Here is a 15,144-nt window from a genome sequence, read left to right as displayed (position 1 = left end):
TGCGAGACCTTGTTATGGCCATGCTAAGCTACACCCCACCCACTGATCCTTGGACTGATATTGTCTATGAGGATGATCACATCCTTGCGGTCAACAAGCCCTCTGGACTGTTGTCGGTTCCTGGAAAAGCGGCGGAGCATTACGATAGTATGTGGAGCCGTTTAGTCACCGACTACCCTGATATTCAGGTGGTGCACAGACTTGATATGTCGACATCAGGCCTTATGCTGCTGGCGAAAACCAAAGAGGCAGAGCGTTCGGTAAAGAAACAGTTTCAATACCGTCTGACGCACAAAATTTACTATGCTCGCGTTTGGGGCACGCCGAAAGAGAGTGAAGGGCTGATTGATCTGCCTTTGATTTGTGATTGGCCAAACCGCCCGCGCCAAAAGGTGTGCTATGAGCATGGTAAGCCGTCACAAACCTACTACCAAGTGGTTGAGCGGGAAGAGGAAACCAGTATCGTTCGTCTGTTTCCGATCACTGGGCGCTCTCATCAATTGCGCGTTCACTTGCTGGCTCTCGGTCATTCTATTGTGGGTGATGAGTTCTATGCTCATGAAGAGGCCATGAACTATTCTGACCGTCTAGAGCTGCATGCCTCAGAGCTCTGTTTCTATCATCCACAAACCGAGCAGCTTCAGGCGATTTTTGTCCCGTGTGATTTTTACCCACAGACCGAGCAACTTGTGATTGAGCACTTTGACCCAGCGCCACAATTACCGGATTATAAGACTCTTCCTCGGCCATAAATAACTGTCGGCCGTGAACATCAAAGGAGAGGTCATGGCCGCCAAAAAGATTGTATTCCTAGACCGAGATACGATCCCAGCTCACATTCCTATACCTACGCCTGCTTTTGACCACCAATGGGTCAATTACTCCAAAACTGAACCTCATGAGGTGAAACAGCGAATTGCTGACGCTGATATTGTGGTGAGCAATAAAGTGGTTTTGGGAGCCGATGTGTTGAGTAACGCAGCCAAGCTTGAGCACATCGCCGTTGCAGCAACAGGCGTCAACAATGTGGATTTGGACTACTGCCAACAGCGTGGCATTCGCGTCACCAATATTCAAGGGTATGCGACCCAATCCGTCCCTGAACACATCATTGGTTTGCTATTTGCCTTAAAGCGAAACCTTTTGGCCTACCATAGTGATATTGCTGCGGGCGAGTGGCTGCGGCAAAACAAGTTCTGTTTCTTTACTCATCCAATTCAAGATATGGCGGGCTCTACACTCGGTATCATTGGTAGTGGTGCGTTAGGGCAGGCTACGGCGGTATTGGCACGTGCCATCGGTATTAAGGTGCAGTTTGCTGAACGTAAAGGTGCTGCCCAGTGCCGCTCAGGGTATGTCGCATTTGAGGAGTGTTTAGCCAGTAGTGATGCGATAGCGCTGCTGTGCCCACTCACTGAAGAAACTCGAAACCTGATTGATACTGCTGCGCTGAGTAAAATGAAGTCGACGGCCGTGCTTATTAATACCGGTCGTGGTGGCTTGGTTGATGAGGCGGCGCTTATCGCAGCACTAAAAGAGGGAGATATTGCCGGTGCTGGCGTTGATGTCTTTATCGAAGAGCCTGCGCCTATGGATAACCCGTTAGTCGCCAATCAGCAACTGCCCAACTTAATACTGACGCCGCATGTCGCGTGGGGTAGCGATTCATCGATAACCAAGTTGTGCGAAATACTGGTCAGTAACCTTGAAGTCGCGATGGAAGGCGTTGATCAGAACCGAGTGGTATAGAGGAGCGCCATTTAGAAACCGCACAAACAAAAAGCCCCACGTGAGGTGGGGCTTTATAGTATGCATACGGTTAGCTTGCCTGTGGCTTAACTTGTCTGTGGTTTTACGACCAGCACGTTAATAGGCGAATTTTGCACCACTTTACTCGCCACAGATCCAAGGACAACCTTATCAATTTTCGAGCGTTTATGGCTTGGCATGACGATGAGATCGGCGCCAAGGCGCTCGGCATAATCAAGGATAGTCGCATAAGGCTTGCCCTCTGCAACATGTACCTTGTACACCACATCTTCGGAGATATGCTGCTCGGCAAACGCTTTTAATTGTGCTTTCACATCATTTTTCATTTGTGCTGCCGCATCTTTAGGGAAGTAGCTTGCGACCATAGACATGTGAATGCCAGGCAGAACATTCAGCAGATGCACTTCTGCATTGGAGTGTTTGGCGTGCCAAACGGCGATTTCGACGGCTTTGTCTGAAAAGCCTTTGTCATTCAGATCGACAGGAACAAGGATTTGCTTGTACATGTTATTTCTCTTTTTGGTTCCTACCCTACTAGCATAGGGTAAAGCATAAGCTTGGCTAGTATTATCCGTTCCGTTTAAAGGTAGAAGGCTCCAAGCATTAAACTTGGAGCCTAACTTACCTATGCGCTCAGGTTTTCACGACGAGCGCGACGCTTTTGATTCATCGCCATAGCAATAAGTAAAAGCAGGGCAGGTACAAATACCCACTCTTTCATTGGTCTATCCGCTTCCTGCACGATAGATTTAATTTCCCAGTCAAAGTCTAGACCAGATGCCTCAGCTGGGCTGCCAAATTCAACCATATCGATAATCATTTTACCGTCAGTTTCATTAAGCATTAGACCCATAGATGAGATACGATCGTCTGCACCAACGGCGTCATCTTCAAATGGTAGACGAACGGTCTTCTCGACGTATTTACCTTCCAGTGTTTCACCGGCGACTCTTAACTCAAGTGATTGTCCAACATTTAGGTTTTCAGTAATTTGAGCTATCTCAACCCCAGGTGAAAGAACCTTAGCTGGATAGATCATGTCCCACCAGAAACCCGGTCGGAAGAAGGTGAAAGTGAGCGCTAGAAGCAGCACCGTTTCCCACCACTTGTTCTTAGTAAACCACCACCCTTGCGTCGCTGCAGAGAAGATAAGCATCGCAATGATCGCTGAAATCACCGTCAGTGCCAAATGCCACCAAGAATCAATGCCCATCATCAATAGCTGTGTATTGAAGATAAACATAAACGGCAGAATGGCAGTACGAATATCGTAGGTAAAACCTTGAATACCGGTACGGATAGGGTCTGACTTAGCAATGGCTGCAGCAGCAAAGGCGGCGAGACCTACTGGTGGCGTATCATCAGCAAGAATACCGAAATAGAACACGAACAAGTGAACAGCAATCAGTGGGATGATAAGACCGTGTGCCGCGCCAAGCGTTACAATCACTGGCGCCATCAGTGTTGATACTACGATGTAGTTCGCCGTTGTCGGTAGACCCATACCTAAGATAAGTGAGATAACCGCGGTAAACAGCAGCATCAAGATGATGTTACCGCCGGAAATGAACTCAACGAAGTCGGTCATCACAAGGCCAATACCGGTTAGAGTAACAACACCCACTACGGTACCTGCAGCCGCTGTGGCCACGCCGATACCAATCATGTTTCGAGCACCAGAGACAAGACTTTCTGCTAGGTCAACGAAGCCCGCTTTAAGTTCTTCGGTAACATCATTGGTTTTCGCCATTAAAGCAATCAAAGGACGCTGAGTGATCAGGATAAAGATCATAAACACAGTTGCCCAGAATGCGGACAGACCTGGTGAGAAACGTTCAACCGTCAAACACCAAACCAGTACCACGATTGGTAGCAAGAAGTGTAAACCAGACTTAATGGTTGGACCCGGATCAGGAACCTCATTTAGTTCTGCATCAATCTCAAGACCGCCTTCTTTGGCGTACTTAGCCGAAATGCGTAACAAGCCAACATAAGCAAGCAGGAGAACTGCACCCACAATAGGTGTTGCTGCATCACCGAACACACCTTTAGTCCAGCCAATACCGTAGTAGACTACGGCGCTGATGACGCACAGACCCAAAATAGTACCGGTAAACGACAGCAGGCTTTGTACCAGTGTTGGGGTGTGGCGACGAGGAAGACCCGTCATACCAGCCTTACATGCTTCTAGGTGAACGATGTAGATAAGAGCAATATAAGAAATCAGTGCTGGCAGAAGTGCAGCTTTAATAACCTCAACGTAAGAGATACCGACATATTCCACCATCAAGAATGCCGCTGCACCCATAATTGGTGGTGTGAGCTGTCCATTGGTGGACGCGGCCACTTCTACTGCACCAGCTTTAGTGCCAGGAAAGCCAACACGCTTCATCAGTGGAATGGTAAAGGTACCTGTGGTTACTACGTTGGCAATCGATGAACCCGACACTAGGCCAGATAAACCAGACGCAACCACCGCGGCTTTTGCAGGGCCGCCGCGCATATGGCCAAGCAGTGAAAACGCAACTTTAATGAAGTATGCACCCGCACCAGCACGTTCAAGCATTGCGCCGAATAGTACGAATAGGAATACAAACGAGGTCGATACACCAAGTGCAACACCAAACACACCTTCAGTGGTGAGCCATAGGTGTGACATCGCTTTGTTAAGGCTTGCACCTTTATGCGCGATGACGTCCGGCATGTATGGGCCACCAAAGGTATACAGCAAGAACACCGCAGCGACCACCATCAGCGGTGGACCGAGTGCACGGCGTGTCGCCTCTAATAGCAACACCATGCCCGTGACTGCAGCGACGATATCCATTGTCGTCGGTGCTCCAGAGCGCCCAGCAAGCTGGGTATAGAATAAATAGATATAGGCGGCAGAAAAACTGCCTGCAAGCGCCAAAATCCAGTCGATGGCAGGAATTCTGTCTCGAGGCGAATTCTTCATCGCTGGATAGGCGGTAAACGCTAGGAAAATAGCGAAGGTTAGGTGAATAGAGCGCGCTTCAGTGTCGTTCAGTACGCCAAAGTTAAATATAAATGGCAGTGGTGAAGCGTACCAAAGTTGAAACAGTGACCAACATAGCGGCACGAACCAAAGAATTTTGGCAGGGATCCCCTTAGGGCTTCGTGCGCCAGTGTCAGCCTGTGCGACCATGTCTTGCACATCTTGCGACGGTTGTGTTGTCTGCGTCATGTACGTTGTCCTTTATTATTTTTGGATTCGTGACGTTTAAGCCAAAGGCTAATTAAAAAGGCACGAACCTATTTCGCATTTAACATTGTAGTCAATGGATGCAAACGTGTAGCAGTTGTTGTGTTTTTGGGCTCTTAATGACGGGCTTGGAAAGAGAGCCCAAATAGCCACACCAGTTGGATGCACTGGTGTTAATTGTTTTGAGTGTTACTCATAATAGAAAAGCTGTAGGGGAAGCGATGCCTCCCCTACGAAGTGGTCTTATTTTAGTAGACCGACTTCTTTGTAGTACTTCTCAGCACCTGGGTGAAGCGGGATAGATAGACCTGCTTTCACCATGTCTTCTTTCTTCAGGTTAGCGAACGCTGGGTGAAGACGTTTGAATGTATCGAAGTTTTCAAATACTGCTTTAGCCACATTGTATGCTGTTTCGTCAGAAACGTCTGATGTGGTTACCATAGTGGCGGCAACACCGAAGCTGTTTACGTCACCCTCTGTGCCACGGTACATACCTGCCGGTACATTGCTGTAAGCGTAGTAAGGGTTTGCTGAAACGATTTCATCGATTTTTTCGCCAGTCGCAGAGATTAGTTTAGCTTCACAAGATGTTGTTGCTTCTTTGATTGATCCGTTTGGATGGCCAACAACATAAACGAACGCGTCGATTTTGTTGTCACAAAGAGCTTGTGAACGTTCAGAACCTTTTAGTTCAGAAGCCAGTTTGAAGTCATCGTTAGTCCAACCCATTGCATCCATGACAACGCCCATTGTTGCGCGGTCACCAGAACCAGGGTTACCGATATTCACACGCTTACCTTTTAGGTCAGTCACGTTGTTGATACCAGCATCAGAACGAGCGATGATGTTGAATGGTTCTGTGTGCAAAGAGAACATCGCACGAAGCTTTTTGTAAGGGCCTTGCTCTTCAAATTTGCTCGTGCCGTTGTAGCCGTGATATTGCCAGTCAGATTGAACGATACCGAAATCTAACTCACCAGCACGCATAGTGTTGACATTGTAGATAGAACCACCAGTGGACTCTACTGAACAACGGATGTTGTGTTCCTTACGGCCTTTATTCACAAGCTTACAGATTGCACCGCCAGTAGGGTAATAAACCCCCGTTACCGAACCTGTACCGATTGTGATGAACTCTTGAGCATTAACAGCGCCTGCGCCCATTATTGCAGCGGCAATAGCACCGATTTTAACAAGTTTCTTAAATGCCATGAATTTCCCTTCCTTATTCATTATTAGCCCTGAATAACTATAGTTGTCTTCAGAGGTTTCCTATGTGGAAACGGCATCTTTTTCAATCCATATGTTGAAAAAGTGGCGCAATCATACCAAATAAATTGGAAGAAAATTACTGGATTGTTAATAGATATAGGGGATTTGTCTGTGCTAGAAATGGCAGGAGGCGATGTATTTTTGGAATATAAGTCAAATAAAACAGATAATTAAGACGAATTTAAGGGGTAGAGTTTGATTTTTTTAAGATGTGATGAGTATCACGGAACGGATTGCTCCGTGACAGATTGTTCTGAATGTTAACGTTTAAAACTTAACCAGCGTATTCAAACAAATCACATACAGAATCAAATAGTTGTTTCGTAGAGACTGTAAGCGTTGGAGTAATAAAGATGGTGTCATCGCCAGCGACAACGCCCAAGATACCTTCAGCTTTACCCAGTGAGTCTAACAATCGAGCGATGAGCTGTGCAGCTCCGGGACCAGTATGAATGACGACTAACGCGTTGTTATGGTCGATATCGAGTACCAGTTCACGCAGTGAACTCGATACAGTCGGAACGCCAAGTTCAGCAGGTAAACAATAAACCATTTCCATTTTGGCGTTGCGGGTTCTCACTGCGCCAAACTTAGTCAACATACGCGACACTTTTGATTGGTTAATATTTTCAAACCCTTCGTGTTTTAACGCGTCGACAATCTCACCTTGAGAGCCAAATCGCTCTTCTTTTAATAACGCTTTAAACGCGCGAACCAGATTATCTTGTTTGTCATTATTGCGCATATACGCCTCTTATTCTTCGTTCTACTCGCAGTGATCGCCGTATTGTGGCACAGAACCTCTATGTTAACCAACTTATCCATGGTTTCTGCCGACAATATCACTTAAACCTATGTCACGGAAAAATACCATAACCTCATAATTAACAAGGTAAAAGGTGGGTTTTAACGAGGGGGTTTACGTGCTAGTTTAGTGGCACGTTATTAGCGAGTTGCGTGACCTCGCAAAGCTGGGGTTAATTGATTGTAATCGATTAGTGAATGCTATAGCTTTTTACTAGCTGATGAAAAATTACCCTACAAAACTATGAATAAGAGATACCAATCTCAAGGAGAACTACCATGAAAGTAGCTGTTATTGGTGCCGCGGGTGGCATCGGTCAAGCCCTAGCTCTACTACTTAAGAACCGTCTTCCAGCAGGTTCTGATTTAGCCCTTTATGATATTGCCCCTGTAACTCCTGGTGTAGCGGCTGACCTTAGCCACATCCCGACGCCAGTTTCCATCAAAGGTTATGCCGGTGAAGACCCAACGCCAGCGCTTGAAGGTGCCGATGTGGTGCTAATCTCAGCGGGTGTTGCACGTAAACCAGGTATGGATCGTTCTGATCTATTCAATGTTAACGCTGGTATCGTGAAATCTTTGGCGGAAAAAATCGCGGTAGTTTGCCCGACAGCGTGTATTGGTATCATTACAAACCCAGTGAACACGACTGTGCCAATCGCAGCAGAAGTGCTTAAGAAAGCCGGTGTTTATGACAAGCGTAAGCTGTTCGGTGTGACAACACTGGATGTGATTCGCTCAGAAACCTTCGTTGCTGACCTAAAAGCAAAAGATCCAGGCGATGTGCGTGTACCGGTTATCGGTGGTCACTCTGGTGTCACGATTCTTCCTCTTCTTTCTCAAGTAGAAGGTGTTGAGTTTACGGCTGAAGAAGTAGAAGCGTTGACCAAGCGCATTCAAAACGCAGGTACTGAAGTTGTTGAAGCGAAAGCGGGTGGTGGCAGCGCAACGCTATCAATGGGTCAAGCGGCGTGTCGATTTGGTCTAGCGCTAGTGAAAGGCCTACAAGGTGAAGAAAACGTCATCGAATGCGCGTACGTTGAAGGCGATGGTGAACACGCTCCTTTCTTCGCACAGCCAGTTAAGCTAGGTAAAGATGGCGCAGAAGCTATCCTTAGCTACGGTGAGTTAAGTGATTACGAGAAAGCAGCTTTAGATGGCATGCTTGAAACGCTAAACAAAGACATCGAGATTGGTGTTGAGTTCGCGAAATAATCACCGAACCTTGCTAATTTAGCCGCTTAATATTCAACCCCAGTCTTTACTAGACTGGGTTTTTTGATCTATCCCTTAAGGAGCACGTAAAAACAGTGTTGCAAGATGGGGGGATGGATGATGGAAATAGACAAAGTACGTAAGGGGATGTGGGTCGAGTCCCAGCATGGCGTGGGTCAGGTATTAGTAATCGACAAAACGTCTAATTCGGTATTGGTCGAGCCACTTGGCAGTGATGTTCAGTGGGCGTTAGACGCCGACGAGATCCAAGAAGACCAACAACTGCATAATGGCTGCGAACAATACTACTAGGATAGCGCTGAGCGAAGTCAAAGTAAAAAGGGGTAGCAACTCGAGCCGCTACCTCTTTTTTATGCGCTGCGTTTAACTGCCATATAGGCAAGTGCGACGAGTGCCTCTTTATATTCGCTATCAGGAACCACAGAAAGCGCATCAATCGCTTTATCTGCTTCTCTAAAGGCGATGTCTTCGGTGTATGTAAGCGAGCCGACACGTTCCATTGTCGCCATGATGGCGTCGATTTTGTCCAGGCCATTACCTTTCTCAATCGCTTCGCGAATCATCTCGCTCTCGTGTGCTTCACCGTGTTGCATTGCGTGGATAAGTGGTAGAGTCGGTTTGCCTTCTGCAAGGTCGTCACCAACATTCTTACCCATATCTTCACCGCTAGAGGTGTAGTCCATGACATCATCGATAAGCTGGAACGCGGTACCTAAGTATTTACCGTAGTTTTGTAGGGCAAGTTCTACTTCTGGCGTAGCGTCATTGAGTATCGCGCCAACTTGCGTAGCGGCTTCAAATAGACGCGCGGTTTTAGAATAGATAACCTGCATGTAGCTGTCTTCGCTTGTATCAGGGTCGTTACAGTTCATTAACTGTTGAACTTCGCCTTCTGCAATGACATTCACCGCATCACTCATTAGCTCCAAGATACGCAGTGAGCCGAGTGCTGTCATCATTTGGAACGAGCGTGTGTAGATGTAGTCACCCACCAATACACTCGCCGCATTTCCAAACGCCGCGTTTGCCGTTGCTTTCCCGCGTCGCATGTCGGACTCATCAACCACATCATCATGTAATAGAGTGGCAGTATGTATAAATTCTATAAAAGCAGCAGCTGTCGTGTGAGCATTGCCCTGATACCCCAGCGCTTTGGCTGACAGGATAGCAAGAAGTGGTCTTAATCGCTTACCACCGCTGCTCACGATGTAAAAACCAAGCTGATTGATAAGGCTAACTTCAGAGTTTAATTGTGCTTGTATTGTTTCATTCACTTTTGCCATATCATCGGCAGTCAGTGCTTGGATAGCTTTAAAATCCATTACGTACCCGGTTGAGCTTAGAGCCTGTAAGGCTTAATCGTTGGTTATAATCTGTGAATAATACACTAAAAAACGTTGATTAATACATGGTGAAAGGGCATTATTGCGGCACTTTCGATTGGCGATTAGTGTTTCGCCAATTTTTTCAAAATATGGCTTGTCATAGGGTAATCATTCGCGTAGAATCTGCGCCCTATTGATGATTAGTTTAGCGCACACCCTATTTGTTGAAATAACAATCAAAAGGCTGTGCGGAAAAAGCGGAGTAAAATATGTACGCTGTTTTCCAATCTGGTGGTAAACAACACCGTGTAAGCGAAGGTCAAACTCTTCGTTTAGAGAAATTAGACGTTGAAACTGGTGCAACTGTTGAATTTGATAAAGTTCTTCTTGTTGCTAACGGTGAAGATATTCAAGTTGGCGCTCCTCTAGTAGAGGGCGGCAAAGTGGTTGCTGAAGTAGTACAACACGGTCGTGGCGATAAAGTTAAAATCGTTAAGTTCCGTCGTCGTAAGCACTCTCGTAAGCAACAAGGTCACCGTCAGTGGTTCACGGAAGTGAAAATCACTGGCATCAACGCTTAATCGATTAGGAGAGTTTAACAATGGCACACAAAAAAGCTGGTGGTTCTACTCGTAACGGCCGCGATTCAGAAAGCAAACGTCTAGGTGTTAAGCGTTTCGGTGGTGAGTCTGTTCTTGCAGGTAACATTATCGTACGTCAACGTGGTACTAAGTTCCACGCTGGTACTAACGTTGGTATCGGTAAAGACCATACTCTTTTCGCTCTTACTGAAGGTAAAGTGAAATTCGAAGTTAAAGGTCCTAAGAACCGTAAATTCGTTAGCATCGAAGCTGAGTAATTAAGCGTCTCGCTAAATTACACAATGCTTTCAAGCTGAATTCAAAAGCCCTGCCGAGTCGGCGGGGTTTTTAATTTTTATTGAAAATGAAGGCAGTCGATAGAGACGAAACTCTAGGTTTAGACAGGGTCTAGCTTGGTGGGGAGTCGTCTCTGTCATCTGCTAAAATGTAGTGATAATCGAATGAAGCCATAAGGTGCGTCGTGATGACGTCTTATCCTTATGGTGGGTAAGCGAAGAAGTAGTCGGAGTAAGAGATGAAGTTCGTTGATGAAGCGGTAGTAAAAGTCCAAGCGGGCGACGGCGGTAACGGTGTTGTTAGCTTTTGGCGTGAGAAATTTGTAGCGAAAGGTGGCCCAGATGGTGGCGACGGCGGCGACGGCGGCGATATCTATATCGAGGCAGATGAAAACCTTAACACGTTGATCGACTACCGTTTCCAGCGTTTCTATGAAGCGGAACGCGGAGAAAATGGCCGTGGTGGTAACTGTACTGGTAAGCGTGGCAAAGATAAAGTCATGAAAGTGCCAGTAGGTACTCGTGCGGTTGATATTCACACCAACGAAATCGTGGCAGAAGTGGCTGAACATGGCAAAAAAGTCATGGTTGCTAAAGGTGGTTGGCACGGTCTTGGTAACACGCGTTTTAAATCGTCGGTTAACCGCGCACCTCGTCAAAAGACGCTAGGTACCAAAGGTGAAATGCGTGAGTTGCGTCTTGAGCTACTTCTGCTTGCAGACGTGGGTATGCTTGGTTTGCCAAACGCAGGTAAATCAACCTTCATTCGCGCGGTATCTGCTGCGAAACCTAAGGTAGCCGACTACCCATTTACGACCTTGATCCCAAGTCTTGGCGTTGTGAGTGTGGTTCCTGAGAAAAGCTTTGTAGTGGCTGACATTCCAGGTCTAATCGAAGGTGCTGCGGATGGTGCTGGCCTTGGTATTCGTTTCTTGAAGCACTTAGAGCGCTGTCGCGTGCTGCTTCACATGATCGATATTATGCCTATCGACCAATCTAACCCAATCGAAAATGCATTGACCATCATCGATGAGCTTGAGCAGTACAGTGATAAACTGGCTGATAAGCCACGTTGGTTGGTATTCAACAAAGTTGATCTGATGCCAGAAGAAGAAGCAAATGAAGTGATCCAAGAGATCCTTGATGCGCTTGGCTGGGAAGATGAATACTTTAAGATCTCTGCGGTTAACAAGAGCGGTACTAAAGAGCTTTGCTACAAGTTAGCTGACTTTATGGAAACGCTACCACGTGCGGAAGAAGAGGTCTCTGAAGAAGAGAAAGTCGACTTCATGTGGGATGACTACCACAAAGATGCCATGTCAGGTAAAGACGTGATTACTGAAGACGATGACTGGGATGATTGGGATGACGAAGAAGATGACGGCCACGTTGTCTACGTTCGTGACTAAATCCGCATCTAGAATGAAAAACCGCAATTGTTATTGCGGTTTTTTTGTACCTAAATCATTTCTCTGACTCAGAAACTGAGGCAAACTAACCGGCTCAAACGTTTGCACTTTGTTTGGCAGAAACCAATCGGCCAAATAAATTATGGATTGGCAAAACATTTGCCTAGAACAACATGCTTGGAAGGATACATGGCACCTAATCAAAGAGCAGTCTCTCGGCTGATTGCTCAAGCAGGCCAAATGCTGTTAGCTCATGGCGCTGAAAGCACCCTGGTTGGTCACATTACACATCGAATCGGCAAAGCAGCGGGCATGGATGAAGTGGAAGTATCGCTCTCTGCTAGCTCTCTAGTCGTCACTACTGTTTACAACGAACATTGCGTCACCACGGCACGTCGAAGCCCAGATCGCGGCTTGAATATGCGGGTCGTTACGCAGATTCAGCGCATCTGCATCATGATGGAAAAGGGCATTCTCGACTATCAACTGGCTCAAAAAAAGCTTAACCAAATCAGCCCAGAACGTTACAACCGCTGGTTAGTGGTGGTGATGATAGGTCTTTCTTGTGCTGCTTTTAGCCGCTTAGCCGGAGGAGATTGGGCGGTGTTTGGTATGACCTTTTTAGCGTCTGGCTTGGGCATGATTGTGCGTCAGGAGTTTGGTCATCGTCACTTCAATCCGCTACTCAATTTCGCGATCACTGCTTTTGTCACTACGCTCATCTCCGCACAAGCCGTGATTTATGGAATCGGAGACAAGCCACAGTTAGTGATGGCCTCTTCGGTACTGATGTTGGTGCCTGGTTTTCCGCTGATTAACTCGGTGGCCGATATGCTCAAAGGCTACATTAATATGGGGATTGCCCGCTTTGTGATGGCAAGCTTACTAACGCTCGCGACCTGTTTAGGTATCGTTGGTGCGATGAGCATTACCAACGTATTAGGGTGGGTACAGTAATGATGGAACTGCTACTCGCTCTACTTAATGATATGTTTTTTGCCGCCATACCAGCGGTGGGTTTTGCTCTGGTATTTAACGTGCCGCAAAATGCGTTGGCGTACTGCGCTATTGGTGGCGCGATCGGTCATGGCTCGCGTTTTTTAATGATGCATTACGGGGTGCCGATTGAGTGGGCGACCTTTTTTGCCGCAACTCTGGTTGGTATGATTGGTGTGCATTGGTCTCATAAGTTTTTGGCTCATCCAAAAGTGTTCACAGTCGCCGCTTTGATCCCTATGGTGCCAGGTGTATTTGCTTTCAAAGCCATGATTGCGATGGTGGAGATCAATCACTTAGGCTACACCCCAGAGCTGCTAGCAACGCTTCTTGAGAACTTTTTGAAGGCGATGTTCATTATCGCAGGACTCGCGGTTGGTCTTGCGATGCCAGGGCTGTTATTCTACCGCCGTCGCCCAATCGTCTAATTAGGAATAAACAATCATGATCATCAGTATGATAGCCGCTATGGCAGACAATCGTATCATTGGTAAGGACAACCAAATGCCGTGGCATTTACCGGCTGATTTTGCTTGGTTTAAGCGCTGCACGATGGGTAAGCCTGTGATTATGGGTCGTAAGACTTATGAGTCTATCGGACGCCCACTACCGGGGCGTCGCAATATTGTTGTGAGTCGTAACAGTGAGCTGTCTATCGAAGGTGTGGATACGGTGACCTCGCTTGAACAGGCATTGGAGCTGGTTAGCGATGTCGAAGAAGCGATGATCATTGGTGGCGGTAGCTTCTATAGTCACTGTCTTCCGATGGCAAATAAACTGTATCTGACCCATATTGATGCCAAGCTTGATGGAGATACGCAATTTCCTGACTGGGGAGAAGGTTGGCAGCAGAGCCATAGTGAGCATTACAGTGCGGATGAAAAAAATGCCTACAACATGGAGTTTGTGGTGTTAGAGCGTTAAGTTTTTACAGCTCGCCAGTTCATTGACTGGCGAGTTTTATCGATTGTTACAGCGCAGGCTGACTAAATAGCGCTTTGTCTTCCCAGCGGATCATGGTCAGTTCCCCACCCCATACACAGCCGGTATCAAGCCCTATGACCTCTTCGCTGACATAACCACCCAGCGCTGCCCAATGACCAAAAATCACAGTTTTACTCAGTGGCTCACGTGATGGTAGGGCAAACCAGGGTACATATTCACTCGGATTTACTTCTGAAGGAGGGAGCTTGCAACCCATGTCTAAGCGACCATCAGGAAAACAAAATCGCATTCGGGTGTAAGCATTGATGGTATAGCGAAGTCGCTCAATCCCTTTGAGTTCAGAAGACCAGGCGTCCGGCTCGTTGCTATACATGTTTTTGATCAGTGACTGCCAATCGTCTCCGCGTAGCTTTTTTGCTACCTTTTTTGCGCATTTCTTCGCTTGTTTCAGTGTCCATTGTGGTGAGATCCCCGCATGACAAACGACAAACTCATCATGTTCAAGCAATAATGGTTGTTGTCTTAGCCAGTTAAGTAACTCGTCTCTGTCGCTCGCTTCGAGGATGGGTAACGTTTTGTCCTTTGGCTTTGTTTTGTGAACGCCTAAAGACACCGCAAGAAGATGTAAATCGTGGTTGCCTAAACAAACCTTAGCCGCATCTCCTAGTGATTTAACATACCTAAGTGTTTCTAAAGACTTTGGTCCTCTTGCGACGAGATCGCCAGCGAACCAAATGGTATCTTGTTGCGGGTTAAAGCTAACGCTAGCTAATAAAAGCTGCAGTTCATCGAGACAGCCTTGAATGTCTCCGACAATGTAGTTGGCCACAGTGTTCCTTAATTCAGTATGTTGGGAATGGCTAAGCGGAATGGCTCAATTTCGGCGGTAAACTGTTTGCCGTTGGCATCTAGCATGATGTAGTGCCCTTGCATCACGCCGAGTGGCGTTTCGATCGCGGTACCGCTGGTGTAGGTATACTCATCATTTTTCTCTATCACTGGCTGCTGACCCACGACACCGTCGCCCTCTACGGTAAGCTGTTTGCCATTGGCATCGGTAATGAGCCAACGTCGGCTTATCAGTTGAACCGTTTCCTGACTTAGATTTTTGATAGTAATGATGTAGGCAAAAACATAACGGTTGTTGTCTGGATCGGATTGTTCTTCAACGTACTTAGTGTGTACTTGGCATTTAATGCATGGCGTGGTCGACTCCATGTCAATCTCCTAACTGCTTGAAGTGCATATTCAGATATGACAAAAAACGCTCAATAGCAAGCTAGTGAG

17 protein-coding genes are annotated in these 15,144 nt (G+C 46.8%); 10 read left to right on the top strand and 7 right to left on the bottom strand.

What is annotated here, in order from left to right; translation table 11 throughout:
• Nucleotides 1-14: 14 nt before the first annotated feature.
• Both rluA and PG915_RS14015 read left to right on the top strand, forming a co-directional pair.
• Nucleotides 15-752 (top strand): bifunctional tRNA pseudouridine(32) synthase/23S rRNA pseudouridine(746) synthase RluA, encoded by a 738-nt coding sequence (gene rluA / locus PG915_RS14020; RefSeq protein ID WP_353497077.1) that lies wholly within the window; start codon nucleotides 15-17, stop codon nucleotides 750-752.
• Nucleotides 753-786: 34 nt separating this feature from the next.
• Nucleotides 787-1,749, top strand: a complete 963-nt coding sequence (locus tag PG915_RS14015) for a D-2-hydroxyacid dehydrogenase (RefSeq protein ID WP_353497076.1) — start codon at nucleotides 787-789, stop codon at nucleotides 1,747-1,749.
• A gap of 86 nt (nucleotides 1,750-1,835) precedes the next feature.
• Here the strand turns inward: PG915_RS14015 and PG915_RS14010 are convergent, their stop codons facing one another.
• The 4 genes from PG915_RS14010 to argR form a co-directional block, all read right to left on the bottom strand.
• Nucleotides 1,836-2,276: a universal stress protein gene (locus tag PG915_RS14010; protein WP_353497075.1), complete on the bottom strand. Its 441-nt coding sequence runs from the start codon at nucleotides 2,274-2,276 to the stop codon at nucleotides 1,836-1,838.
• Nucleotides 2,277-2,395: 119 nt separating this feature from the next.
• The gene (locus PG915_RS14005; RefSeq protein WP_353497074.1) at nucleotides 2,396-4,975 is read right to left on the bottom strand and encodes a TRAP transporter permease; all 2,580 of its coding nucleotides are present in this window, start codon (nucleotides 4,973-4,975) and stop codon (nucleotides 2,396-2,398) included.
• A gap of 261 nt (nucleotides 4,976-5,236) precedes the next feature.
• Complete coding sequence (locus PG915_RS14000) at nucleotides 5,237-6,205, bottom strand: TAXI family TRAP transporter solute-binding subunit (protein WP_353497073.1); 969 nt, start codon at nucleotides 6,203-6,205, stop codon at nucleotides 5,237-5,239.
• 334 nt (nucleotides 6,206-6,539) lie between these two features.
• Entirely contained in the window at nucleotides 6,540-7,010 is a 471-nt protein-coding gene (argR, locus tag PG915_RS13995) for a transcriptional regulator ArgR (RefSeq protein ID WP_042473435.1), read from the bottom strand.
• A 338-nt stretch (nucleotides 7,011-7,348) separates the two neighbouring features.
• On the opposite strand from argR, the gene mdh reads away from it, so the two are divergent.
• Together mdh and PG915_RS13985 are read left to right on the top strand one after the other, a co-directional pair.
• Nucleotides 7,349-8,284: a malate dehydrogenase gene (mdh, locus tag PG915_RS13990; RefSeq protein WP_353497072.1), complete on the top strand. Its 936-nt coding sequence runs from the start codon at nucleotides 7,349-7,351 to the stop codon at nucleotides 8,282-8,284.
• Nucleotides 8,285-8,401: 117 nt separating this feature from the next.
• Nucleotides 8,402-8,596 carry a hypothetical protein gene (locus PG915_RS13985; protein WP_353497071.1) on the top strand — a complete coding sequence of 65 codons (195 nt, stop codon included), beginning with the start codon at nucleotides 8,402-8,404 and terminating at the stop codon, nucleotides 8,594-8,596.
• Between the two features lie 59 nt (nucleotides 8,597-8,655).
• Here the strand turns inward: PG915_RS13985 and ispB are convergent, their stop codons facing one another.
• Nucleotides 8,656-9,627, bottom strand: a complete 972-nt coding sequence (ispB, locus tag PG915_RS13980; protein WP_353497070.1) for an octaprenyl diphosphate synthase — start codon at nucleotides 9,625-9,627, stop codon at nucleotides 8,656-8,658.
• A 272-nt stretch (nucleotides 9,628-9,899) separates the two neighbouring features.
• On the opposite strand from ispB, the gene rplU reads away from it, so the two are divergent.
• From rplU to folA, 6 genes are all read left to right on the top strand, one after another.
• On the top strand, nucleotides 9,900-10,211 hold the full coding sequence (gene rplU, locus PG915_RS13975) for a 50S ribosomal protein L21 (protein ID WP_006074830.1): 312 nt from the start codon (nucleotides 9,900-9,902) through the stop codon (nucleotides 10,209-10,211).
• 20 nt (nucleotides 10,212-10,231) lie between these two features.
• Nucleotides 10,232-10,489: a 50S ribosomal protein L27 gene (gene rpmA / locus PG915_RS13970; protein ID WP_004409945.1), complete on the top strand. Its 258-nt coding sequence runs from the start codon at nucleotides 10,232-10,234 to the stop codon at nucleotides 10,487-10,489.
• Nucleotides 10,490-10,746: 257 nt separating this feature from the next.
• Nucleotides 10,747-11,916, top strand: a complete 1,170-nt coding sequence (cgtA, locus tag PG915_RS13965; protein ID WP_353497069.1) for an Obg family GTPase CgtA — start codon at nucleotides 10,747-10,749, stop codon at nucleotides 11,914-11,916.
• A 189-nt stretch (nucleotides 11,917-12,105) separates the two neighbouring features.
• Nucleotides 12,106-12,873: a threonine/serine exporter family protein gene (locus tag PG915_RS13960; protein ID WP_353497068.1), complete on the top strand. Its 768-nt coding sequence runs from the start codon at nucleotides 12,106-12,108 to the stop codon at nucleotides 12,871-12,873.
• Nucleotides 12,873-13,340 carry a threonine/serine exporter family protein gene (locus tag PG915_RS13955; RefSeq protein WP_162631228.1) on the top strand — a complete coding sequence of 156 codons (468 nt, stop codon included), beginning with the start codon at nucleotides 12,873-12,875 and terminating at the stop codon, nucleotides 13,338-13,340. Before PG915_RS13960 ends, PG915_RS13955 begins: the two co-directional genes overlap by 1 nt.
• 16 nt (nucleotides 13,341-13,356) lie before the next feature.
• Entirely contained in the window at nucleotides 13,357-13,836 is a 480-nt protein-coding gene (folA, locus tag PG915_RS13950) for a type 3 dihydrofolate reductase (RefSeq protein WP_353497067.1), read from the top strand.
• A gap of 46 nt (nucleotides 13,837-13,882) precedes the next feature.
• On the opposite strand, the gene apaH is transcribed toward folA, so the two are convergent.
• Both apaH and apaG read right to left on the bottom strand, forming a co-directional pair.
• On the bottom strand, nucleotides 13,883-14,686 hold the full coding sequence (gene apaH / locus PG915_RS13945) for a bis(5'-nucleosyl)-tetraphosphatase (symmetrical) ApaH (protein WP_353497066.1): 804 nt from the start codon (nucleotides 14,684-14,686) through the stop codon (nucleotides 13,883-13,885).
• Nucleotides 14,687-14,694: 8 nt separating this feature from the next.
• Nucleotides 14,695-15,075, bottom strand: coding sequence for a Co2+/Mg2+ efflux protein ApaG (gene apaG / locus PG915_RS13940; protein ID WP_353497065.1), 381 nt, complete (start codon nucleotides 15,073-15,075; stop codon nucleotides 14,695-14,697).
• Nucleotides 15,076-15,144 lie beyond the last annotated feature (69 nt).

Origin of the sequence: Vibrio sp. CB1-14, assembly GCF_040412085.2 — a bacterium.
In the GTDB taxonomy this organism is placed as follows: Bacteria; Pseudomonadota; Gammaproteobacteria; order Enterobacterales; family Vibrionaceae; genus Vibrio; species Vibrio chaetopteri.
Note: the sequence above shows the minus strand (reverse complement) of the source record. Positions and strands in the feature narration are given on the sequence as shown.

What these genes read in the sequence shown, in the direction of transcription:
- PG915_RS14010 (WP_353497075.1), bottom strand. Translation starts at nt 2,276, where the DNA reads ATGTACAAGCAAATCCTTGTTCCTGTCGATCTGAATGACAAAGGCTTT.
- PG915_RS14015 (WP_353497076.1), top strand. Translation starts at nt 787, where the DNA reads ATGGCCGCCAAAAAGATTGTATTCCTAGACCGAGATACGATCCCAGCT.
- mdh (WP_353497072.1), top strand. Translation starts at nt 7,349, where the DNA reads ATGAAAGTAGCTGTTATTGGTGCCGCGGGTGGCATCGGTCAAGCCCTA.
- PG915_RS13955 (WP_162631228.1), top strand. Translation starts at nt 12,873, where the DNA reads ATGATGGAACTGCTACTCGCTCTACTTAATGATATGTTTTTTGCCGCC.
- rplU (WP_006074830.1), top strand. Translation starts at nt 9,900, where the DNA reads ATGTACGCTGTTTTCCAATCTGGTGGTAAACAACACCGTGTAAGCGAA.
- PG915_RS14005 (WP_353497074.1), bottom strand. Translation starts at nt 4,975, where the DNA reads ATGACGCAGACAACACAACCGTCGCAAGATGTGCAAGACATGGTCGCA.
- PG915_RS14000 (WP_353497073.1), bottom strand. Translation starts at nt 6,205, where the DNA reads ATGGCATTTAAGAAACTTGTTAAAATCGGTGCTATTGCCGCTGCAATA.
- ispB (WP_353497070.1), bottom strand. Translation starts at nt 9,627, where the DNA reads ATGGATTTTAAAGCTATCCAAGCACTGACTGCCGATGATATGGCAAAA.
- folA (WP_353497067.1), top strand. Translation starts at nt 13,357, where the DNA reads ATGATCATCAGTATGATAGCCGCTATGGCAGACAATCGTATCATTGGT.
- argR (WP_042473435.1), bottom strand. Translation starts at nt 7,010, where the DNA reads ATGCGCAATAATGACAAACAAGATAATCTGGTTCGCGCGTTTAAAGCG.
- rluA (WP_353497077.1), top strand. Translation starts at nt 15, where the DNA reads ATGGCCATGCTAAGCTACACCCCACCCACTGATCCTTGGACTGATATT.
- PG915_RS13985 (WP_353497071.1), top strand. Translation starts at nt 8,402, where the DNA reads ATGATGGAAATAGACAAAGTACGTAAGGGGATGTGGGTCGAGTCCCAG.
- PG915_RS13960 (WP_353497068.1), top strand. Translation starts at nt 12,106, where the DNA reads ATGGCACCTAATCAAAGAGCAGTCTCTCGGCTGATTGCTCAAGCAGGC.
- cgtA (WP_353497069.1), top strand. Translation starts at nt 10,747, where the DNA reads ATGAAGTTCGTTGATGAAGCGGTAGTAAAAGTCCAAGCGGGCGACGGC.
- apaG (WP_353497065.1), bottom strand. Translation starts at nt 15,075, where the DNA reads ATGGAGTCGACCACGCCATGCATTAAATGCCAAGTACACACTAAGTAC.
- rpmA (WP_004409945.1), top strand. Translation starts at nt 10,232, where the DNA reads ATGGCACACAAAAAAGCTGGTGGTTCTACTCGTAACGGCCGCGATTCA.